Raw genomic sequence first — 22,211 nt, forward strand, 5'->3', positions numbered from 1 at the left:
GAATCACGCTACATTTAGCAGAGGGGAAAAGTATGTATCGAACAGCTTCAATGCTTCCCCTCTTGTTGGTGCTGTTGTCCTTTAACGCGACAAGCACACCGCTCACATGGCTAGATAGAAGCTTCGTCGAAACTGCCTTTTATAACGTCGCGCTTCAACACGAATACTCCCAAGGCAACAAACCGCTCGCCAAGTGGAAACAACCGATCAAGATTTGGATCGATCATCGAGTGGGCGATGAGGAACTGCATCAAGAGATCACAGATCTTCATATCAAACACTTATCTGAAGTCACCCAACATCCAATAACAATCGTCAGTAAAGAGTCCGAAGCGAACGTTAAATGGATATACACAAGGCAGAGCCAGTGGGTATCTGAGGCGAAATCGGTGCTCAAGCTCAAATCAACTCAACATTTAAATAGCGCCATCTGCACGGCGGGCTATAGAACCAATTCTAAAGGCGAGATTGTATACGCTGGGATTGTAATCCCGGTTGATCAGGCAAGATCGCGAGGTAAGCTGGTCGCCTGTATCGTGGAAGAGATCACACAAGTTCTAGGCCTGCCGAATGATTCAGATAAAGCCTACCCTTCTATTTTCAACGACCACACGCCAGAAGACTTATTATCGCCGTTAGACGTAGTGCTACTGCAATTGCTGTATGAACCAGAATTGAAAGCTGGAATGACAAAATCTGAAGTAAAACCTATCGTTCGAAAGATACTCAAGAGATACAGCAAAACAGGTGTGCTTCAGCAAGCTTCTAAAGCCGCACAGCAAGCGCCTTTGTATCAGTTGATTGGGTATTGACGAATATACGTTGGAAGTAACTTAGATGGGATAATTGAATGATAGCGCTGCCTAAGAAAGGCAACGCTGACTTACGATGTTACTGTATTACGAAAGAACTAGCGCTTAGCTGCCTGCTTTTTCAATTCGAAGTCGAACTCATCCGGGAACAAGATAACGCCTTCTTCTTGCTCGTTCGGGAATACTACAACAGCAAGTTCGTCGTCTTCTAGACCGTTCGTCCAGCGACTGTGCCATTTGTTCAACGAAATAGACTCAGCTTTACACTCAGACCAATCACCCGTTGCCCATGATTCTGCGAACTCTTGGTTTGGCCATACTGGAACACAATCTTCATCTTCTGTGTTCAGCATTACACAACCGTGTTCATCGGTTAAGATCCATACTTCACGGTTTGCTACGATTTCTTTCACACAGTATTTCAGGCGTTGCTCGCCCGTATACTTGTTGATTTCAGCGATTTTTTTATCGTCTAGCTGTGTAGTCATCTTAATTTCCTACTTTAGTCAGTAACTTTGCTCTTAAAGCTATTTTATGCCGAGTGTTGTTAACTTCAAACATTATCGATGAAGAAGAAAGTCTACTTCAAAGAAAAACGCCTGCTAAATAAGCAGGCGTTTAATATTAAGCGACTTGATTAAACAAGCTCACCTTGTAGCCAAGGCCAGCCTTGCTTCTTACGGCTTAGTGTATTTTCCATCATTAATACGCCGCCTTTCTCGTGCTTAACCAATTTCTCAGCCCACTCACCTTTGTATAGAAGACGAGTTTGAGCAGTAGTGATATCTGTTAGCATTACCGCAGCGAACGCTAGACCGTCTTTCTCACAACGCTCTTCAAGATCAGCTTCTAGCGCTTCGATCATGCCGTCTACTTGCTCAAGAGTCGCAAGTTCAACTTGACCAACAACAACATCACGACCGTTGAATGGGTAGCCTTTAAGGTCTTTTTCTACTAGCTGTGCAGCAGATAGGCCTTCGATGTTTGTTTTTGCGATTAGAAGCGCTTTGATGAATGCATCAACGTCAGTTACGCCAGCAATTTCAGCAAGCTCAGCAACCGCGTCTTTGTCTTTTTGAGTACATGTTGGAGAAGCGAAACCAACTGTGTCTGAAAGAATTGCAGACATCATCAGTTTAGCGATTTGTTGAGAGATTGCGTGACCTTCAATCTTGAACATGTTGAAAAGTACAGTGTTTGTACAACCAACAGGCCAGATCCAAGCTTCCATTGGGTTTACTGTCATCACGTCGCCTAGACGGTGGTGATCAACAATACCTACGATCTCTGCATCAGCAACATCATCTGGTGCTTGTGCTAGATCTGAGTAGTCTACTAGCCAGATTTTCTCACCAGCAACAGAAGTACGAAGCTCTGGCTTTTCAGCACCAGCGACTTCTAGAATGTGTTGAGTTTCGCGGTTGATCTCGCCTTGGCGAATTGGTGTCGCTTCCTCGCCACGAGCCTTAAGAAGCTCAGTTGCAACTAACGCACTACAAATACTGTCACTATCAGGGTTTTTGTGACCAACAACTAAAATCATGTTTCTTCCTATTACACTAACAATTATGACTCTACCTTTAGAGCCTCTCTTTATTAGCCATACTTTACCTCATTTTTTTAGATTGGTCATGTTTCGTGGGTTTAGCCAATAGTAACAATAGATAAAAAAACAACAAATGCAATTGATAATTATTATCATTCGTATATATTTATCTTAAGCCACTAATTTTGAGTAACACCTATGGATCGACTAATCTCTTTTTTGCCAAGCAGTAGTGCTGCGAAAACAACTCAGTTTTCACTGTCATTTAAGCGCCTGCTTTTGCCTGTCTCACTTGCAGCTTTGGTTGCAGCCCCAGCTACACGAGAGCTGACGGTGACTACTTTGTCAGACGCGTTTTGGGCAGTGTCTTGTTATGTTGCTTTAACCTTGGCTATTTACCACTGGTTAAGTCTGTACATAAACAAAGATAACGTCTTCAATAAGCTCGTCCATCAATCTCGTTCAAACCAAGTGGTATTCGCGGCTCTCATGGGCGCGTTGCCCGGCTGTGGCGGTGCGATAGTGGTAACCACACAATTTATCTCGGGAAAACTCGGATTTGGTGCGGTAGTTGCGGTGCTCGTCTCAACCATGGGTGACGCGGCGTTCCTGCTCATAGCGAGCGAGCCTAAGACAGGTTTAGCCATGATGGCGATGGGCGTGATCGTGGGTACTGCGTCAGGCCGAATCATTAACTTGTTTCACGCAGACGACTTCTTACGCCCAAAAAAAGCAGAGAAAAATGAAGTGGTGAGCAGCTGTGCTTCTCAATCTCAAGACAAAGAATCGGTCTCTAAAAAAGCGATAAACCTGCAAGGTTACCTGTGGTCTGTACTGATTATTCCGGGTGCTGCCGTTGCCCTACTTGGCTCTTTTCAAGTCGATGTGAACGAGCTGCTCGCTTTGCCTGAAATGTCGATGGAATGGGCGGGGACAGTTTTGCTGATCAGCTCGATGTTTCTGTGGGGGCTAACCCGTGAAATTGAGGATTACAAATCAGCCGTGAGTGAGGACGAAAAGTGTATAGGCTCTCACCCATTGCAAAAGACCGCTCAAGATACAAACTTTGTCACCGCTTGGGTGGTGGTTGCCTTTCTTTTCTTTGAATTTGGCTCTGTGATAGCAAATGTTGATTTTGCGACGCTATTCTCAAGCTGGGGCATCATGCTCCCCCTGGCTGGCGTGTTGATGGGTTTGCTACCGGGCTGTGGACCGCAATTATTGGTCACTAGCTTATACCTTTCAGGCGCCCTGCCACTTTCGGCTCAGGTAGGTAACGCAATTTCAAATGATGGTGACGCGCTATTCCCTGCGATTGCGATGGCTCCCAAAGCGGCACTGGTCGCGACCTTATACTCTAGTGTGCCCGCACTAATCTGTGCTTATAGCTACTGGTTTATATTTGAGATCTAACTTGAGTAGAGTTAACTCCATAGGCTTCTGTAAGGTCGGTACTTTGTATCGGCCTTTTTGTTTCCGCCTGCTTAAGTCTTTCCACAGGTTCTTTTTACATTCCCTTCCTGCTTCACTGCTTCTACCACCTCTCTCAAACAGCGCGTTACAGCCTGTCTCAAAAACGCCCTCTATTAGCCCTGTATAAGGCTTATTTAGAAACACCAACACTGATATCAAAAATACAAAAAGCCCCTGTAAGAGTGCTTACAGGGGCTTTAATTCAAGCTTTAATCTTGGTTCTTAAGACAAGACTTAAGAAACTTCGATTGGACCACCGAATGAAGTTACTGGAGGCAGTTTGCCTTGGAACTTCTCGAAATCAACCAAACATGTGTTTGCTGACGTTGCTTGAGCAAGTTCAGACGTACCGATATCTTGAGTCAGTGTGTTTGGATCGCCGTATGTATCTAGCGCGCCCACTTTCTCGTTGATCGGACCGTACCAAGCACCTTCTTCGATACGAACAACACCAGGAGCGTAGCTATCCATTAGAACAGCACCCGCTAGTAGTTGACCACGGTCGTTGAACACACGTACTACATCGCCATCTTTGATGCCTTTCTTCTTAGCATCTACTGGGTTGATGTAGATTGGCTCACGGCCTTGTACCGCGTAAGTCGCACGCCACTCTTCAGATTCACACATCTGAGAGTGAAGACGCTTGTCTGGGTGACAAGATTGTAGCCAGTACGGGTGTTTGTCAGAGCCTGGACCACCGTGTGAACGTTCAGATTTCTCGAACCACATTGGGTGTTCTTGACAGTGCTCGTAGCCCATATTGCCAACAGTACGGCTTGTGATTTCGATGAAACCAGAAGGTGTACCTAGTGCGTTGATCTCTGGATCTTCACGGAATGAAGCGTGACGAGTCCATGGCTTACCTTTACCGAAGTCTAGGAAACCTTTCTCCCAGAACTCAGCAAATTCAGGCATTTCAAAGCTGCCTTCATTTGAAGCGCGACATTCGTCGTACAGTGATTTAACCCACTGCATTTCGTCCATACCACGCGTGTAATCGTCGTAACGACCCCAACGCTTAGTCAGGCTAGACATGATCTCGAAGTCAGTCTTAGACTGGAACAGAGGATCCACTAGCTTGTGCATCGCGATCAAACCACGACCAGAGTATGCGCCATAACCATCAATATCGTTTCGTTCCCACTGAGTACATGCAGGAAGCACGATGTCAGAGTGACGACAAGTTGCAGTCCAAGCAAAATCAACAGCCACTACAGTTTGTAGGCTCTTGAATGCTTTACGCATCTTGTTGCGATCTTGGTGGTGGTGCCACGGGTTGTTACCACTGAATACCATCATCTTGATGTCAGGCAGTGTCACTGTTGCGCCGTTTGCTTTGATCTTCTTACCTGGCTCTAACAGGCTATCTACCCAACGAGCAACAGGGATTACGCGGCTGTAGCCGTTGTAATCTGTGTTGGTGTACTTAGGTGATTGACCTTGGTCGATGTTCAGCGGGAAAGAACCCGGAGCAGCGAAGCCAGTTGAAGATACACCGATACCAGAGTAGTGGTGACCGTAAGAGATACCACCGCCCGGTAGACCAATTTGGCCAACCATTGCTGCGATAACTGCACACATCCAGTAAGGCTGTTCACCGTGCTCTTGACGTTGGATACTCCAACCCACAAGAATCTGTGTACGACCGTTAACCAGCATCTTAGCGAAGTCACGGATAGAGTCCGCGCTTGCGCCACAGATAGCAGAAGCCCACTCAGGTGTCTTCTCAACTCTGTCTTTCGTTTCACCTTGAACGTACTTGATGAAGTCTTCAAAACCTAGACAGTAAGTTTCGATGAACTTCTTGTCGTATAGGCCTTCGTTGTAAAGCACGTGAGCAACACCAAGCATGAACGCCACATCAGTTTGTGGGTTGATGTACATTTGCTCGTTTTCTAGGTAACGGCCTGTTTTGTTTTTAACAGGGTCAACAGAAACAACGTTGATCTCTTTCTTAGCAACTTTTTCTTTCAGCTGTTCTAGGTATGCGAACGACTCGTGCGTCTCACATGTCCAACCTACTTGCAGGTTTTTAACTGGATCGTTACCCCAAAGAACAATGTTGTCACTGTTTTCTAGGATAAGTTCCCAAGATGTACCTTGCGCGTAAACTTCAGTCGAACCTAGCACGTAAGGCATGATCGTTTGACCAGCACCTGTTGAGTAGTCACCGATTTTCTTCACAGAGTAACCGTGAAGTGCCATTGCACGTTGCATGTGGTTAGTACAGCTGTGGAACTGACCAGTTTGTCTCCAACCAGTTTGACCTGTGTGAAGCGCCCATGGACCGTAATCTTTCTGTACGCGCTCTAGCTCGCGGTAAACAAGGTCTAGTGCCTCATCCCAAGTCACACGAATAAAACGGTTGTTACCACGCGTGTCTGCGCTGTATTTATGCTTCTTCAACCAATCTAGGCGAACCATTGGGTAACGCACACGTGATGGGCTGTAGATAATACCTTTAATACCTTTCAACATCTCAGTTGGGTGTTGATCGATTTCTAGAGGTTTAATTTCTTGTACTTTACCCGCGTAAACGCGAGCTCGGAATGCACCCCAGTGAGAACCAGAGACTTTCCACGCGCCGTCTGTTTCTGCAGCAGATGCTGAAGCCGACGCCAATAAGCTTGGACCGATAACCGATGCCGCACTTGTCGTCGCGACACCTTTCAGAAAACTTCTTCTTGTAATTGCCATTGTGTTACTCCAATTGACGTCTTATTAGTGATGGCCTTCAGAAAAATCTGATGAGTGCTTCTGTAGATACTTAAGAACAAGTGCTTCTGTATCTGTATCGAAGTTAACGAATGCAATCATACCATCTAGCATGCCTACCCAACCGTTAGCGCTGAAGTGAGCTTCATCTGGCTGTGAGTGACACGTTGAACAGTTAGATTGGTACGCTTGACCAGCTGCGTTCCAGATTGGATCGAAGTTATCAACCATAGACTCTTTCTTCATCCAAAGTGCTAGGTTAACTTCTTCCCAAGGAAGACCAGTTAGCTCATCTTCTTTCTTCTCACCAACAGTGATTACGTCACTTTGAGATACTTCTTTCGTCAATATTGCAGTCGAGATGTTCATACCGAAGTCTTCTTGGATTACACGTCCGAAGCCTTTCGCTTTACGCCAACCGTCGATTTGAATCTTGATCATGTCGCCTTTTTCGTCGATCACAGCAACTTTACTTGCAGGGCTTAATAGACCCGCTTCAACTTCAGCTGTTTCATCTGTGTACATTGGTAGGTGACGAATAGAGATCACGTCTGAACCATTTGCGTAAGATGTGCTGCTTGCTACGTTTTCTAGCTCGCCAACAATACCGCTCGCTGATGCCATATCTAATGGAAGGTTGTGAGCAATACCTTTGTGACAGTCAACACAGCTTTGATCACGCTCTGCCGCGTTCTTCATCTGGATACGCGCTGTTGGGCGCATGTTTTCGAAATCCATTGAATCGTAGTTGTGGCAGTTTTTACACTCTAGAGATTTGTTCGAAGAGAAGCGATCCCATTCGTGTTTAGCCAGTTCGATACGACGAGCTTCGAATTTCTCAGGCGTATCTAGGTCACCAAATACTTGAGCGAATACTTCTTTAGAAGCTTGCATCTTACGAGCGATTTTTGCTGTCCATTCATGTGGAACGTGACAGTCAGGACAAGTAGCACGTACACCAGAAGTGTTTTTCCAGTGAACCGTTTCCTGTAGTTCTACGTATACGTTGTCACGCATGGTGTGACAGCTTACACAGAATTCTTCTGTATTTGTGTGCTCTAGAGCTGTGTTAAAACCGCCCCAGAAAATAACACCGGCGATAAAGCCACCCATAGTTAGTACACCAAGACTGATGTGTACTGCTGGGCGAGTCATTGTGCGCCATAATTTAACTAAAAATGATTTCATGTTTAGCTCTCTTAAATATTGATTTTAAAAAATGTTGTTACTTAGAGGGCATTACATGCCGCCGTGAGCACCTGGAGGTCCGAATACAAACACTTGCAGTGCCCAAACTAGGAAGCCGTAACCGCCTACAAAAGCCACACTTAATATTGGGAAGAGAACCACCGCGATGAAGAGGAAAGACTTCCACTCCAGCGAATGTTTTTCGCTAGTTTCAATTTTATTAACATCACTCATACATTTTGCCTATTTTGTATTTAGTAATTTCGAGTAACCCATTCTATGGGGCTAAAGTTCTTAAGTATCTAACGACAAATTTTAGACCATACTCAAAGTAGGGTTCAATCAAATCTCCCGTTATAACCCTTGCTAATCAATACTTTTTTGAGCTCATCCAAAGTTGTTTTTAGTTAAACAAAGTTATTAAAAAGTATTAACAAATGTGAAGAATTAAGTATATTTCACAAATGTTAAATTCCAACACCGGCGCAACCATATTGTAACCAATTTTAACGTTTTACCTACTAAGTAGTAGCCAAAAATGCCTCAAAAAACCAATATTCTGTGGTTTGATTGTTAAATTATTGAGTATTTTTTAAAGCAACGGCTGAGAAGCTGAAATGCATCATTTGGCACTTTCAGATATGATGGGGACCTACTTAAAAGGAAACATTATGCAAGACGTTATTGATATATCTTGGTGGCAGTTATTGTTCTTCAGCTCACTTCTCTTGCTACCCATTACCATCAACCACAAGTTAAAACTCGGCCTTGGCAAAGAGGCTTCTATCAGCATCATTCGTATGGTTATTCAGCTATTTCTGGTGGGACTTTACCTAGAATACTTGTTCACTTTGAATAGTTTGTGGGTCAATTTGCTGTGGTTATTTACTATGATTATCGTCGGTGCAAGCTCGATTGTTGAAAAATCTAGACTGCCAAGAAACCTACTTTCGGCTCCTGTCGCCGTTAGCCTTGCGGTAACTTGTGTACCTATTGTCTTGTTCATCTGCTTTTTCATCATTAAGCCGACACCGGTTTTTAACGCGCAGTACCTTATCCCAATCGCAGGGATGTTATTGGGTAATAGCTTAAGCAGTAATATCGTGGCATTACAGAACCTGTTTGGTGCCTTTGAAACACAGAAATCAGAATATGAAGCAGCAATCGCGTTAGGCGCGTCTCCTACTTATGCTGCTGCGCCTTTTGTACGTAATGCAATACAGAAAGCGATGTCCCCTATCATGGCCTCTATGGCAACCACAGGCTTAGTAACGCTGCCGGGAATGATGACTGGACAGATCTTAGGTGGTGCTTCACCGATGATCGCGATTAAGTATCAACTGATGATCATGCTGGCGATTTTCGTGATGATGAGCTGCTCTCTAGCCCTTGTACTTCACCTCTCATTGAAGACATCTCTGACCAAAGAAGGGCGAGTTCTCGCTCAAATACAGCCTTCGAAATAACCTCCCTACTCCACTTAGATCTGGTTACTCACTGAATTTGAGACAGGTTATCCACAGAAACTGTGGATAACCAAATCAATATAGATCCTTTTTTGTCCATTTCGACCCAAGGAAAGATCATCGCCTTCGATCTTTGGGTGATTTCAAAGACATATACACACATGGTAATCAGCGCTGTTGAATTTTCAGATGATCATTAGAGAGATGAAGAAGTAGGTTTTCCACAAATAAAAAACGGCCTGCAATGCAGGCCGTCTTGTAAATGTCATAAGTCAGTTCAGTGTTTCCACAGAGCGTTAACTCATTTCGTCAACTGAGTTAGTCACGTAGGTAGATCAACCAGTACCACATACCAACAAAGATACCGCCGCCAATGATGTTACCGATGGTAACGGGCAGCAAGTTGTTCATCAAAAAGTCCGCCATGTTCAGATCAACATAGTCCGCAGGATTAGCGCCCGTCATTGTCCAAAATTCAGCTGGAGCAAATGTTTTGATGCCGATAGCTAAAGGCACTTGGAACATATTTGCAATACAGTGCTCAAAACCAGCCGATACGAACATCGCTACAGGTAAAATCATTACCGCAATTTTGTCAGTCAGAGTACGTCCACTAAACGTCATCCATACCGCGATACAAACTAATACATTACACATGATGCCGAGCGCGATAGCTTGGATAAAATCATGGTGCATCTTATGTTGAGAGATCGCCATTGCATTCAAACCCACTTGGCCGTGGTCGAACATGTACTGTTTGGTCAGTAACATACAAGCCACCAGCAGCAATGCGCCAATCAAGTTACCTACATAAACCGTAGCCCAGTTCTTAACGAGCGTGCGCCAAGTAATCTTGCCACTTGCACGAGCAACCAGAGTCAGCACCGAACTGGTAAATAGCTCACCACCGGTAACAACAACGAGAATTAAGCCCAAGCTAAATGCAAGGCCACCTAATAAGCGAGTAATACCCCACGGCAAATCACCAGCACCAGTCGTTACGATGGTGTAAAACACAAACGCAATACCGATATGTATGCCAGCGGAAATCGCTAGGAGAAAAGATTTGATTGGATCTTTGGTTGCTTTACCTACGCCAATATCTGCAGCGCGCTCAGCCATTTGTGGCGGTAATAATGAGTCAAATTGGTTTAGATTCATGATGATTTACATTTTGAAACATGTCGTCGGGAGCGCGATAATCCTCTCTTTCATTTCTGAATTCAAGAGCTATTTTAGGCACAAAATAGCTCTCACAGCCTTGTTGAAAGCAAATAGTCCGAGTTATTCCAAATTCATACGACTTTAGTAGTAAAAAGAAAACTCTGCTGAATGATTAGTTATCAGCATATAAAATAACACATCTATAAATATCAACAAGTTACGTTAAAAATCAAAGAATAACGTACACTAAAATGGCTCACAGAGCGCTTTTATTTCTAGATTTTGACATAGATCAACAGAACGTAAAAAAGCGCCCTAAGGCGCTTTTAACTCAATCACAAATAAAGAAATTAGTGATGCTAAACCGAAGGTTCAATCACTTCTTCTGATGATTGTTCTAGGGTTGAATCCTCTAGAGTAGATTCAACAGCCGGGGACATCACACCAGAGTCACTTTCGTTGGCAACTTTGCCACCTAAGCTTTTCAAACTATCCACTAACTCTTCTAAGCTTTTAATGTGAGCATCACTCTTGGTAATCTGCTCACCGAGCAACTCACTGTGCTTGGTTGCTTCAGACAGTTGCTGCGCTTGCTTCTGGTTTTCAGACTCCAGCTTAGCCAATTGCTCAGTCAAAGTTTCAATCTCTGACTTTAAAAGCCCTGTCATATCAGAGCTTTTTAACGCCTTAACACTCGCTACTATCTTCTGTGATTGCTGACGTAAACCAACATCACGGTAATCTTCATCATTAACGATTTGTGAAATGCTCAGTAGCTGGTTCTCGGCATTCAAAACCGACTGTTCGAACTGGTCGCCTTTTACGCTCGCCAGCACTTTGACTTCATGAGCGACACTGCGCACGTGGTTCAATTCAAACTCTGCAGCGTGAACCGCGTCTTCAATGATCGACTTTTCACGAGGGCTAGCTTTCACTTGGCTTTCGGCCAACGCAATTTGAGATGCTGCCTTAGCAAAGGTAAGCGGAGCAACGTCATCAAAATCTTCATCTTCCAAGAACTCTAATTCGTTCTTCAAAGGTTCGATGTATTTCTTATGCGCCACTTTAACTTCTAATAAGCGAGCATTGTTAAGAAATTCCACCTGAGCTTCTTGAGCGTCTTCAAGCTCATCGACCAGCACATACTCGAACAACTCGCTGTATTCTGAATACAAACGTTTGTAGCTCGAGGTAAACATGGTATCTGCGCCAAGAAACTTCAGGTAATCCATTTGGACAATCGAATCCGCGAGTACTCGATCAGCCTTCTTCTTTAACACTAAGATCGAGTCATAGTTTGATTTGATCAAAGCGATTTTTTCATCGAAGGCTTCAGCGTAAGTTAGGCTCGAAAAAATGGAGTAACTCTTGGTTATCCGAGTTTCGTCTTTAAGTAAGTCCGCATAAATGCTTTCAGCATCATCCCATGCGTCTAATAGTTCATTGTAATTCTCTGGTGCATAGAGAGACAATTGAGCATGGTCTTCAAGCTTAACTTCCCATTCGGAGTAAACGCTTTGGACAGACTGAAATGAACGGACCTCTATTGTCGATTCATTATTGTTGTTTGTGGTTTGGTTCGCGTCTGTCTGCTCTGAGGGTGTGCTTTGACAACCTGAGATAGCAAATAGCATACTGATCGTTAATGCTACTTTGTTCGCTCTCACTTATGCATATCCTTTTTATACAATATTCGCTCAATGCAAATTATTTCTAGTCACAATATATTACAACCACTTAGCAATAAACATCACTGATGATTTAAGTGGGTGCAAATCACCCAATATAACCAAAATAAACTCATCACTCGATGATTAATCAATCAATTTGGTATCACTTATCAATTCTCTTTATTTGCTATTGCCTGAGCCGAGAATGCGCACTAAGGTGAAGGTAGAGAACGTTATGAATATATAGGTTAATTATGAAGTACAACGCTGAACATATTGCTGATTTAAACCTCCTTCTTCAATTTGATGTAAGTAGTGCAGCTACTGGAATTAAAGTCCATCAAGAGGCTGCTCAAGAAACTCAAGACGCTGTTAAGCGCCTATTCGAAAAAAACCTTTGTACTCAGCCAGACGGCGGTTACCTAACAGATGAAGGTATCGAGATGGCAGAGCGCGCAGACAAGCTTCTTCGCGTACTAAACTAAAGCTCCATTGTTCTAGTAAAAACTCCACTTGCTTCGGCCGTGGAGTTTTTTCATTTTTGGGCAAAGCTTTGTTAGGCTTATTGTAAATTCGTCATTTGCAGTTGTGAGGAACACATGGCTTCTATATTTATTGTCGGTGCAGGATGGGTAGGTGCACCTTTATCTGAACATTTAGAAAAACATGGTAACCGAGTAGTGGTCACGAAAACGACCCAAGCGGGAGCAGATGCCATTGGTAGCGAACAAATTCCATGTGAAGTGTTTAGCTTTGATTCATCCGATCCACAACAGACTATCGGGCGACTCTATTCATTGTTACTCGAAAACAACACTGAAATTGTGATTGGCAGCTTCCCTCCTGGCTTTAGAAAAGGAGCAGGACAAGAGTATGCCGACTACTGGCAGCAACTCACCAATGCATGCCAAAAGGCCAACATTAAAAAGCTCATTATGGTTAGTTCAACTACGGTATACCCAACTAAGCCGGGTGTGCTGAACGAGCTGGATGCATCACTCCCTCTTTCGACCTCAGATAACGAGCACGCGTCTTTATTTTCCGATAACGCACGAATCATGCTGCAAGCTGAACAGTCAGTGATTGATTCCGGTATCGACTACACCATTCTTCGCTTTAGTGGCTTAATCGGCCCAAGCCGTCACCCATCACGCTTCGCAAGCAAGTTAAAACAAGTCAGCACTCAAGCTCCAGCCAACATGCTGCACCTTGATGATGCAATTGGTGCTGTCGATTTCGCTATCAGTCAACTGCACAATGAAATAGTTAACGTGACCACACCAAATACAGTCAGTAAGGCGGAGTTTTATGCCGCGGCACTGAAAAGCGCCAACAGCAGTGAGCCTCTGCCCGCTGTTGTTGATACCCCAGACAAGTTAATCTCTTCGAAGAAGATTCTCGACTTAGGTTATTCATTTAAATTCGAATCCACACTGGACGCACTTCATGACTGAACAATCTATTGCTAACAAAAATCCCAACATAAAACTGCATCGCTCAGTCGACACCCTTTGGAACTTTATGTCGATGGGTCACAAGGTTACGCCTTCCGACTGTATCTTTGTATTGTGTAGCAACGATACTCGCGTAGCTGAATATGCAGCCGAGCTTTATCACCAACAGATCGCGCCTTACATCGTTTTTTCTGGCGGTGTGGGGCGCTTTACCGAAAGAAGCTTTGAACGCTCAGAAGCAGAAACATTCGCTTCTATCGCACGGGATTGTGGCGTGCCTGACTCTGACATTATCATAGAGAAACACGCAACAAATACTGGGGAAAATGTACGATTCACTCATGAGTTGCTGACAGAAAAAGGGTTATCGCCGAAGAGGCTAACCTTAGTTCAGAAGCCCTTCATGGAGAAACGTACCTACGCAACCTTCAGTAAACAATGGCCTGACGAAACTTCCGAGATTACCGTGACGTCGCAATGGCAAACTTGGGATGATTACTTTAACGAAGAGTTGCCGTTAGATATGGTGTTAGGCGCATTAATTGCTGATTACGAGCGAATCAAATCCTACCCAGAGAAAGGCTTTCAGATTGAGATGCCGATCCCCGACGACGTTGACCACGCCTATCGAGCATTGAAGAAGCTCGGTTTCGAATAAGCAAAAGTTAGACTTTGAACAAAGTAAAAGCTCGGCAGGAAATAAAACAAAAGCTCGGCTTGGAAGAAAGCAAAACACAGGCCCAATAAACAAAAACGGTGACACTTGGTCACCGTTTTTCGTTCTTTCGCGTTAGCAAATAGAGCTGCTTATTTACCTAACGCTTCTTTGTAGTGCAGACGACAAACAGAAACGTATTTGTCGTTACCGCCAATAGCCACTTGGTCGCCCTCAGCAATCGCCACACCGTGCTCGTCGGTACGAATTACCATGTTCGCTTTACGGCCACAGTGACAAATTGTTTTAAGCTCAACAAGTTTATCTGCCCAAGACAGTAAGTAACGGCTACCTTCAAACAGTTCACCCAGGAAATCGGTACGTAGGCCGTAACAAAGTACAGGGATGTGCAGCTTATCAACCACTTCTGTTAATTGGTACACCTGCTCCTTCGATAAAAATTGGCACTCATCGATCAAAACACAATGACGCTTTTCTTCCTCATTGAGCTTTTTGATCGCATCAAACATGTTGGTGTCATTTTTAAACAGCTGAGCTTCAGATTGCAGACCAATTCGTGAGCTCACTTTACCGATACCATAGCGATCGTCCAAAGCTGCCGTAAAGATCACTGGCGTCATGCCACGTTCTTGGTAGTTGAATGAAGATTGAAGAAGCGTTGTTGATTTACCCGCATTCATTGCCGAGTAATAAAAATACATCTGAGCCACAGAAATATTCCTGTTAATTAAAAGTTGAAGATAGAAAAGGTGAAAATAGAGAATTCGTGCTAGAAAAAAGGGCTGAAAATCAGCCCTTTTTATAAGATTTACTTACGACGCCAAGTCGTACCTTCTGGGCCATCTTCCAGAACAATACCCAACTCGTTTAGCTTATCACGTGCAAGGTCGGCATTTGCCCAATCCTTTGAAGCACGAGAGTCGTTACGCAGTTTGATCAACGCTTCGATTTCAGCCACTTCGTCGTCGTTACCTGCCGCATCACCTTGTAGGAAGGCTTCTGGCTCTTGGTGAAGAATACCGATGATGTCTGCTAGTTCACGCATCAATGCACCCAGTCCGCTTGCTTTTTCAATGCTTTCAGGCTTGATACGGTTGATTTCACGAGCCATTTCAAACAGTACTGAATAAGCTTCAGGTGTGTTGAAATCATCGTTCATCGCTGTAGAGAATCGAGTCACGTACTCTTCGCCACCGGCAGGAGCGGCTGTAAGGTCTAGGCCACGAAGTGACGTGTATAGACGCTCTAGTGATGCGCGAGCTTGGTTTAGGTTATCTTCGCTGTAGTTTAGCTGGCTACGGTAGTGACCAGACATTAGGAAGTAACGTACCGTTTCAGCATCGTAATGTGCTAGCACGTCACGGATAGTGAAGAAGTTACCTAGTGACTTAGACATCTTCTCTTTGTCTACCATCACCATACCACTGTGCATCCAAGTATTTACATACTGAGTGCCGTGCGCGCAGCAAGACTGTGCGATTTCGTTTTCGTGGTGAGGGAACTGCAGATCTGAACCACCACCGTGGATATCGAAGTGGTTACCAAGAATAGACGAGTTCATTGCTGAACATTCGATGTGCCAACCTGGACGACCCGGGCCCCATGGCGATTCCCATGTAGGTTCACCTGGCTTAGACATCTTCCAAAGAACGAAGTCTAGTGGGCTGCGTTTTGCAGATTCAACATCAACGCGAGCACCCGCTTGAAGCTGATCAAGGTCTTGCTTTGAAAGCTTACCGTATTCGTCGAATTTCTTTACTTCAAACATCACGTCGCCGTTGCTTGCAACGTATGCGAAACCACGTTCAATCAGCTTTTCAACAAGCTCGATGATTTCAGTGATGTATTCTGTCGCACGAGGCTCAACATCTGGACGCTTCATGTTCAATGCATCAAAGTCAGCGTGCATCTCACCGATTAAACGCTCAGTCAGAGAGTCACAAGACTCACCGTTTTCGTTAGCGCGTTTGATGATTTTGTCATCGATATCTGTGATGTTACGAACGAAATTCAAATCGTAACCAAGGTAACGAAGGTAACGAGTTACTACGTCGAAAGAAACGAACGTACGACCATGACCAATATGACAGAGATCGTATATGGTTACCCCACAGACATACATGCCGACTTTGCCAGCTGTAATTGGTTTGAATTCCTCTTTCTGTCTTGTGAGCGTGTTATATATCTTCAGCATGATCTCTATCTATTTTATGGATTAATCAAAATAAGCTCGCAGTATAACAAGTCATACCTTAATAGGTAATCCCCAAAAGCAGGAATTACTTTAAACATCTGAGTTAAGTGAATGATTTGATGATTTGAAAGTCCGCCAACATGCGCTAGAATTCGAACTTCATATTAAAAAGACAGTAAGGTAACAATCATGATCATCCTTCACACAAATTTTGGTGATATCAAAGTTCAACTTAACGAAGAAAAAGCACCAGAAACAAGCGCAAACTTTCTACAGTATTGCCGTGACGGTTTCTACGACAACACACTATTCCACCGTGTTATCGATGGTTTCATGATTCAAGGCGGCGGCATGACTTCTGGCCTTAAAGAAAAGGCAACTCGTGCAACGATCAAGAACGAAGCAAACAACGGTCTAGCGAACAAAGTTGGTACGCTAGCAATGGCTCGTACTATGGAACCGCATTCAGCCAGCTCTCAGTTCTTCATCAACGTTAACGACAACTCTTTCCTAAACTTCCGTAGCGAAAGCCTAGACGGTTGGGGCTACTGTGTATTCGCAGAAGTTGTTGAAGGCATGGACATCGTAAACAAGATTAAAGGTGTTAGCACTGGTTCTATGGGTATGCACCAAGATGTACCTCTAGAAGAAGTGATCATCACTGGTACTACAATCGAAGCTTAATTCATCGCTTTCGGTTAGTATTGATGAGCCGATAAAATCAGGATATAGGGAGCGAATCGCTCCCTTTTTTTAGACCTATGAAAACATATTTTATATCAGATCTGCACCTTTCTCCGTCACGAGAAGACATCACAGACTGCTTCTTAACCTTTATGAAGAAAGAAGCCGTAGAAGCGGATGCACTTTACGTATTAGGTGACCTTTTCGAATTCTGGATTGGTGACGATGATAAGAGTGAATTCGCGACTTCTATCCGCCAAGCGTTTATCGACTTAGTGAAAACAGGCGTGCCTTGTTACTTTACTCAAGGGAACCGCGACTTCTTAGTCGGCAAAAAATTTGCTAAGCAAACGGGCGTACAACTTCTCGACGAAGTTTCTACGATCGATATCTACGGGCAAAAAGCGGTAGTATTGCATGGAGACACTCTATGTACTGAAGATGTAAAGTACCTCGCCTTTCGCGAAAAAGTGCATCAGCCATGGTTACAATGGGTCTTCAACCGAATTCCATTTTTCATCAAGAAGAAAATTGTTTCAAAGGTTCAATCAGATATCAAAGATGACAAGCAGACCAAGTCTCTCGACATCATGGATGTGACACAGCAAGAAGTCGAAGATGTGATGGAACGAAACAATGTCGATCTGATGATCCACGGCCATACTCACCGCCCAGACATCCATACATTTAATGCTAACAATTGCACTAAAACCCGTATCGTACTTGGCGATTGGTATACGCAAGGCTCAGTGCTGGTGTTCACGCCGCAAAGTTTTGAACTACAGAATCGAGCGTTTAGCAATAGCTTTTAACATCACGCTTAAACTTTCACTTTGATTATTATTGTCGGTCAGACTTTCTTAGAAAGTGTATGGTAATTTCTAGTGAATTAGCTATTATCTCTCTACCAGAAATAAACCGAACACAGTACCAAGTTGAAATATTCATACGTAGCGCGTCAACCAATACTCGACACAGGCAAGAAAACCATAGGTTACGAGTTGCTATTCAGGGATGGTCCTAAGAACACTTTCCCTGAAGTAGAGCCGGAGCTCGCTACTAGCCGTTTGCTTTCCGATCACTTCTTATCGACCCACTATAATACGTTGGGTGATAAGCTTGGGTTCGTGAACTTCCCATATGCAAGCCTAATCAACTTAGTCCCTACTCTGTTCCCCAAAGAAAGCCTCGTTGTTGAGGTTCTTGAAGACTGCGAACCAACAGACGAATTACTTGAAGCAATCAAAACCATCTTTGACGCGGGTTATACCATTGCGCTAGACGACTTTGTGCCAAGTAAAGCTTGGAAGCGCTTCTTACCCTACGTTTCAATTATCAAGTTCGATATCCGTTTGACGCCAATTGCCAAAGCAGCGATGTTTATGAACTCTCTCAAAGGGCTAGATATCAAGTTCCTTGCTGAGAAAGTAGAAACGTACGAAGAATACCAAGAAGCGAAAAAAGCAGGCTTCACCTACTTTCAAGGTTATTTCTTTAGCAAGCCAGAGATGATCCAAACGCGTGCGCTCAACCCGGCATTCCTGACGACTGTTCAGCTGTTAAAAGAGATTGCGCACGACCCTATCGACTTTGGTGAAGTAGAGCGTTTGATTACGCTCGATGTGACCATGTCGTATAAGCTACTTACCTACGTAAACTCCGCTGGCGGTTCACCAACAACGATTCGTTCATTCCGCCAAGCGCTTATTTACCTTGGTGAACAAAAGCTGCGTAAGTTCGTTTCACTTGTGGCGATCGCATCAGCGAAAGAAGACAAGCCGGACTCACTCTACGGTTTAGCGGTATTACGCGCGCGTCAATGTGAGCTCTTAGTCGAGAAGATGAATGTGAAGGTTGAGCCAGGACAAGCCTTTTTGACCGGTATGTTCTCGCTACTGGATTCACTGTTTGACCAACCGTTGAAGCAAGTACTGGACTCAGTGCCAATCGACGATGAGATTAAACAGGCCCTTATCCAACGTAAAGGCGTGTTAGGTGCTGTATTGGCGATGGTCGTTGCTTATGAACAAGCTCGTTGGGATGAAGCGACTCGTATTCGCCAGCTTCTCAAACTGAGTGAAGCTCAACTTGGTCAAGCTTATGACGAAGCGACAACTTGGGCCCAAGAGCTATTGGCTCCAGCCCTGAAATAACATACTTCGTACTATAGCTTTAATAGTTTCAATAGAAACTAAGCTTTGGTGAGCGATCGTTTCTTGGTAAACTCCCACGCATTCATTTATGGCCTCTTAATAGAGGCCATTTTTACAGGACCTGACTATGTCTTTATGCCCATGCGGTAGCAACAATACTTACCAACAGTGCTGTGAATCAGCGCACCTTAACCACAGTGCCGTTGAAACACCAGAGCAATTAATGCGCTCTCGTTATTCAGCACACGTGCTGGGTTTGGTTGACTATGTTGTTGCGACTTACCACCCTAGCTGCAATGCAGAAGCACAAAGAGAAGGCATTGCCGAATCTATCAACAGTGATTGGGCAGGACTAGAAGTCATCGATACTGCGGTAGGCTCGCACCAAGACGAAGGCTTTGTTGAGTTTAAAGCTTACTTCAATGAAGAAGGCGCACAATACTGCATGCAAGAACGCTCTCGCTTTATACGTGAAGACGGTCTTTGGTACTACATTGATGGTACCTTCCCAGAGCAGGAACAAACTACACAACCAGAAATTGACCCACGCTTAAATCAAACCGTTGAGAGCTTTAAAATCGGCCGTAATGATCCGTGTATTTGTGGCAGTGGTAAGAAATACAAGAAGTGCTGCGGGTAACTCGTTCGACTAAGAAGTCAGATTGAGAGAAGAGATTCCTGATGTCGCTTAGGCTCCTCGGAATGACGCAAAGTCAGAGGTTAGAAAAGTGACGTAGGGCTTAGAAATCTTGAAAATTAAAAAACTAAAAAGCCCCGTAAACATGTTTGTTTGCGGGGCTTTTGTCTGTCTTTTACGCGGTTCTATTAATCTAAAGAGAGCTTACTTATGACGCTCTTTCAGCTTGTTTACCACATCATCCATCGATAAGCCTTGGTCTTGAAGAAGAACCATTAGGTGGTAAATCAAATCTGCTGATTCACACACTAACTCCGCCTTATCGCCCGACGTCGCCGCAAGCGCGACTTCAACGCCTTCTTCGCCCACTTTTTGCGAAATACGCTTGGTGCCACGGGCATATAGACTGGCAGTATAAGAAGATTCAGGATCGGCGTCCTTGCGGGCAGCCAATAGCTGCTCAAGCTGATGAAGCCACACCATCTGAGACTCTTCTTGCTTGTCTCCATCCCAACACGTTGTTGTACCTGTGTGGCACGTTGGACCAATGGGATTAACTTTAACCAGTAAGGTGTCGCTGTCACAGTCCAAGGCGATGTTTTGCAGTTGCAATACATTGCCCGACGTTTCACCTTTCGTCCAAAGACGCTCTTTTGTGCGAGAGAAAAACGTCACATTGCCAGTTTCACCCGTTTTCTCAAGTGCGGCTGGGTTCATGTATCCCATCATTAGCACTTGGCTTGACTGGTAATCTTGAACAATCGCTGGCACTAAGCCATCTACTTTTTCCCAGTTAATACGCTCTGACAATGCGCCTACTTCTGTTTTTGATAAGCTTACGGGTTCAAAACTCATAGTCGCACCTCTACATCTTGTTGTTTTAAATACTGTTTAAGTTCACCAATATTGATGACTTGTTTGTGGAATACCGAAGCCGCAAGTGCTCCATCCACGTTGGTCTTTTTATAAGCTTCAGCAAAGTGCTCCATTGCACCAGCGCCACCAGAGGCAATCAATGGCACATTACACACTTCACGCACCATGTTTAACTGATCGATATCATAGCCGTTACGAACGCCATCTTGGTTCATCATGTTTAACACAATCTCACCTGCGCCACGCTTCTGTACTTCCTGCACCCAATCTTTGGTTTCCCATTTGGTTGCTTTAGTACGCGCTTCATCGCCTGTAAATTGGTAAACCTGATATTTACCGGTTTCTTTGTCGAAGTATGAATCGATACCGACAACGATACACTGAACGCCAAACTTATCAGCAAGGTCAGTAATCAGCTGTGGATTAGCCAATGCCGGTGAGTTGATTGACACTTTATCCGCACCAAACTCAAGAATGCGCGCTGCATCTTCTGCTGATTTAATACCACCAGCGACACAGAAAGGGATATCGATCACTTCAGCTACGCGTTTCACCCAGCTTTTATCGACCACACGGCCATCACTTGATGCGGTGATGTCATAAAATACCAATTCATCGGCGCCCTCTTCTGCATAGCGTTGTGCTAGCGGAACGATGTCACCAATAATTTCGTGGTTACGGAACTGAACGCCCTTAACCACTTGTCCGTCACGGACATCCAAACAAGGGATTATTCGCTTTGCCAACATGCAAATGCCTCCTCTGCGGTAAACTTGCCATCAAGTAGCGCACGACCCACAATCACACCCGCAACACCGCTGCCTTTAAGCGCTTCGATATCAGCTAGGCTGCCAATGCCGCCCGATGATTGGAATTGCACTTGTGGGTACTGCTTACAAAGATCAACATAGAGCTCTACGTTTGATCCTTCTAGCGTGCCGTCACGTGAAATATCGGTACACAGCACGTGTTTAAGGCCAACCGTGAGGTAGTCTTCAATCAGCGCTTCAATAGTCACACCTGAATCTTCTTGCCAACCTGAAATCGCCACTTTACGTGTGCCGCTTTCATCAATGTTGATGTCTAGAGCCAGCACGATTTTTTCCGCGCCGTACTTCTCCATCCAACCTTTCACCAACTCAGGTTGCTTAACGGCTGTAGAACCAACCACAACGCGCTGTGCGCCAGCTTCTAGCAGATCAACGACATCTTGTTCGTTACGCACGCCACCACCAATCTGGATGTTCGCAGGCGTGCTAGCAAGGAGCTTAGCAATCAAGTCTAACTGACGAGCCGTTGTGTCTTTTGCGCCCGTTAAGTCAACAAGGTGCAGCCAGCCAGCGCCAGCTTGGTGGTACAGATTAAACTGCTCTGCTGGGTCTACTTTGTATTCTGTTACTTGCCCGTAGTCTCCTTGGAATAAGCGAACTACTTGGCCTTCAATTAAATCTAACGCGGGAATAATCATTTACATTCCTTATATGGCAACGTTAGCCGCTGCCT

At 44.5% G+C, this 22,211-nt stretch carries 22 protein-coding genes; 10 read left to right on the forward strand and 12 right to left on the reverse strand.

The window, feature by feature from the left end:
• Positions 1-32: 32 nt before the first annotated feature.
• Positions 33-812, forward strand: coding sequence for a DUF2927 domain-containing protein (locus AB6E30_RS07055; protein ID WP_136979662.1), 780 nt, complete (start codon positions 33-35; stop codon positions 810-812).
• Positions 813-910: 98 nt separating this feature from the next.
• Here AB6E30_RS07055 and AB6E30_RS07060 read toward each other — a convergent pair whose 3' ends face one another.
• Entirely contained in the window at positions 911-1,300 is a 390-nt protein-coding gene (locus AB6E30_RS07060; protein WP_004734596.1) for a DUF2750 domain-containing protein, read from the reverse strand.
• Positions 1,301-1,449: 149 nt separating this feature from the next.
• Positions 1,450-2,355 (reverse strand): manganese-dependent inorganic pyrophosphatase, encoded by a 906-nt coding sequence (locus tag AB6E30_RS07065; protein ID WP_017065328.1) that lies wholly within the window; start codon positions 2,353-2,355, stop codon positions 1,450-1,452.
• A gap of 201 nt (positions 2,356-2,556) precedes the next feature.
• Here AB6E30_RS07065 and AB6E30_RS07070 point away from each other — a divergent pair, with 201 nt between their 5' ends.
• Positions 2,557-3,771, forward strand: a complete 1,215-nt coding sequence (locus tag AB6E30_RS07070; protein WP_102332940.1) for a putative manganese transporter — start codon at positions 2,557-2,559, stop codon at positions 3,769-3,771.
• Between the two features lie 294 nt (positions 3,772-4,065).
• On the opposite strand, the gene torA is transcribed toward AB6E30_RS07070, so the two are convergent.
• The 3 genes from torA to torE are packed head-to-tail and all read right to left on the reverse strand — an operon-like array spanning position 4,066 to position 7,968.
• Entirely contained in the window at positions 4,066-6,528 is a 2,463-nt protein-coding gene (gene torA / locus AB6E30_RS07075) for a trimethylamine-N-oxide reductase TorA (RefSeq protein WP_372103081.1), read from the reverse strand.
• A 24-nt stretch (positions 6,529-6,552) separates the two neighbouring features.
• Positions 6,553-7,734, reverse strand: a complete 1,182-nt coding sequence (torC, locus tag AB6E30_RS07080; protein WP_017060299.1) for a pentaheme c-type cytochrome TorC — start codon at positions 7,732-7,734, stop codon at positions 6,553-6,555.
• 51 nt (positions 7,735-7,785) lie between these two features.
• Positions 7,786-7,968: a trimethylamine N-oxide reductase system protein TorE gene (gene torE / locus AB6E30_RS07085; protein ID WP_017060298.1), complete on the reverse strand. Its 183-nt coding sequence runs from the start codon at positions 7,966-7,968 to the stop codon at positions 7,786-7,788.
• Positions 7,969-8,405: 437 nt separating this feature from the next.
• Here torE and AB6E30_RS07090 point away from each other — a divergent pair, with 437 nt between their 5' ends.
• Positions 8,406-9,200: an ABC transporter permease gene (locus tag AB6E30_RS07090; RefSeq protein WP_136979658.1), complete on the forward strand. Its 795-nt coding sequence runs from the start codon at positions 8,406-8,408 to the stop codon at positions 9,198-9,200.
• A 318-nt stretch (positions 9,201-9,518) separates the two neighbouring features.
• On the opposite strand, the gene focA is transcribed toward AB6E30_RS07090, so the two are convergent.
• Positions 9,519-10,361 (reverse strand): formate transporter FocA, encoded by an 843-nt coding sequence (gene focA / locus AB6E30_RS07095; protein WP_017068071.1) that lies wholly within the window; start codon positions 10,359-10,361, stop codon positions 9,519-9,521.
• Positions 10,362-10,723: 362 nt separating this feature from the next.
• On the reverse strand, positions 10,724-12,031 hold the full coding sequence (locus AB6E30_RS07100; RefSeq protein WP_050650227.1) for an ATPase: 1,308 nt from the start codon (positions 12,029-12,031) through the stop codon (positions 10,724-10,726).
• A gap of 257 nt (positions 12,032-12,288) precedes the next feature.
• On the opposite strand from AB6E30_RS07100, the gene AB6E30_RS07105 reads away from it, so the two are divergent.
• The 3 genes from AB6E30_RS07105 to AB6E30_RS07115 all read left to right on the forward strand — a co-directional run bounded on the left by AB6E30_RS07105 (position 12,289) and on the right by AB6E30_RS07115 (position 14,146).
• Positions 12,289-12,519: a TIGR02647 family protein gene (locus AB6E30_RS07105; protein ID WP_017060280.1), complete on the forward strand. Its 231-nt coding sequence runs from the start codon at positions 12,289-12,291 to the stop codon at positions 12,517-12,519.
• 114 nt (positions 12,520-12,633) lie between these two features.
• Positions 12,634-13,488 (forward strand): NAD(P)H-binding protein, encoded by an 855-nt coding sequence (locus AB6E30_RS07110; RefSeq protein ID WP_017060279.1) that lies wholly within the window; start codon positions 12,634-12,636, stop codon positions 13,486-13,488.
• Positions 13,481-14,146, forward strand: a complete 666-nt coding sequence (locus tag AB6E30_RS07115) for a YdcF family protein (protein WP_372103084.1) — start codon at positions 13,481-13,483, stop codon at positions 14,144-14,146. The genes AB6E30_RS07110 and AB6E30_RS07115 overlap by 8 nt, the downstream gene beginning before the upstream one ends.
• A gap of 149 nt (positions 14,147-14,295) precedes the next feature.
• Here the strand turns inward: AB6E30_RS07115 and AB6E30_RS07120 are convergent, their stop codons facing one another.
• Positions 14,296-14,874, reverse strand: coding sequence for a thymidine kinase (locus tag AB6E30_RS07120; RefSeq protein ID WP_017060277.1), 579 nt, complete (start codon positions 14,872-14,874; stop codon positions 14,296-14,298).
• 98 nt (positions 14,875-14,972) lie between these two features.
• Positions 14,973-16,358: a cysteine--tRNA ligase gene (gene cysS / locus AB6E30_RS07125; protein ID WP_017060276.1), complete on the reverse strand. Its 1,386-nt coding sequence runs from the start codon at positions 16,356-16,358 to the stop codon at positions 14,973-14,975.
• 189 nt (positions 16,359-16,547) lie between these two features.
• Here cysS and AB6E30_RS07130 point away from each other — a divergent pair, with 189 nt between their 5' ends.
• The 4 genes from AB6E30_RS07130 (at position 16,548) to AB6E30_RS07145 (ending at position 19,835) form a co-directional block, all read left to right on the forward strand.
• Positions 16,548-17,042 (forward strand): peptidylprolyl isomerase, encoded by a 495-nt coding sequence (locus tag AB6E30_RS07130; RefSeq protein ID WP_017060275.1) that lies wholly within the window; start codon positions 16,548-16,550, stop codon positions 17,040-17,042.
• 77 nt (positions 17,043-17,119) lie between these two features.
• Positions 17,120-17,854, forward strand: coding sequence for a UDP-2,3-diacylglucosamine diphosphatase (gene lpxH, locus AB6E30_RS07135; protein WP_017060274.1), 735 nt, complete (start codon positions 17,120-17,122; stop codon positions 17,852-17,854).
• 123 nt (positions 17,855-17,977) lie between these two features.
• Positions 17,978-19,195 carry an EAL and HDOD domain-containing protein gene (locus tag AB6E30_RS07140; protein ID WP_102319772.1) on the forward strand — a complete coding sequence of 406 codons (1,218 nt, stop codon included), beginning with the start codon at positions 17,978-17,980 and terminating at the stop codon, positions 19,193-19,195.
• Between the two features lie 127 nt (positions 19,196-19,322).
• Complete coding sequence (locus AB6E30_RS07145) at positions 19,323-19,835, forward strand: YchJ family protein (protein ID WP_102319771.1); 513 nt, start codon at positions 19,323-19,325, stop codon at positions 19,833-19,835.
• A gap of 201 nt (positions 19,836-20,036) precedes the next feature.
• Here the strand turns inward: AB6E30_RS07145 and hisIE are convergent, their stop codons facing one another.
• The 3 genes from hisIE to hisA are packed head-to-tail and all read right to left on the reverse strand — an operon-like array spanning position 20,037 to position 22,176.
• The gene (gene hisIE, locus AB6E30_RS07150) at positions 20,037-20,687 is read right to left on the reverse strand and encodes a bifunctional phosphoribosyl-AMP cyclohydrolase/phosphoribosyl-ATP diphosphatase HisIE (protein ID WP_017060271.1); all 651 of its coding nucleotides are present in this window, start codon (positions 20,685-20,687) and stop codon (positions 20,037-20,039) included.
• Complete coding sequence (gene hisF, locus AB6E30_RS07155) at positions 20,684-21,457, reverse strand: imidazole glycerol phosphate synthase subunit HisF (RefSeq protein ID WP_017060270.1); 774 nt, start codon at positions 21,455-21,457, stop codon at positions 20,684-20,686. The genes hisIE and hisF overlap by 4 nt, the downstream gene beginning before the upstream one ends.
• On the reverse strand, positions 21,439-22,176 hold the full coding sequence (gene hisA, locus AB6E30_RS07160; protein WP_012604374.1) for a 1-(5-phosphoribosyl)-5-[(5-phosphoribosylamino)methylideneamino]imidazole-4-carboxamide isomerase: 738 nt from the start codon (positions 22,174-22,176) through the stop codon (positions 21,439-21,441). Before hisA ends, hisF begins: the two co-directional genes overlap by 19 nt.
• Positions 22,177-22,211: the final 35 nt, after the last annotated feature.

It is taken from the genome of Vibrio sp. 10N.247.311.12 (assembly GCF_041467515.1).
Taxonomy (GTDB): Bacteria; Pseudomonadota; Gammaproteobacteria; order Enterobacterales; family Vibrionaceae; genus Vibrio; species Vibrio crassostreae_C.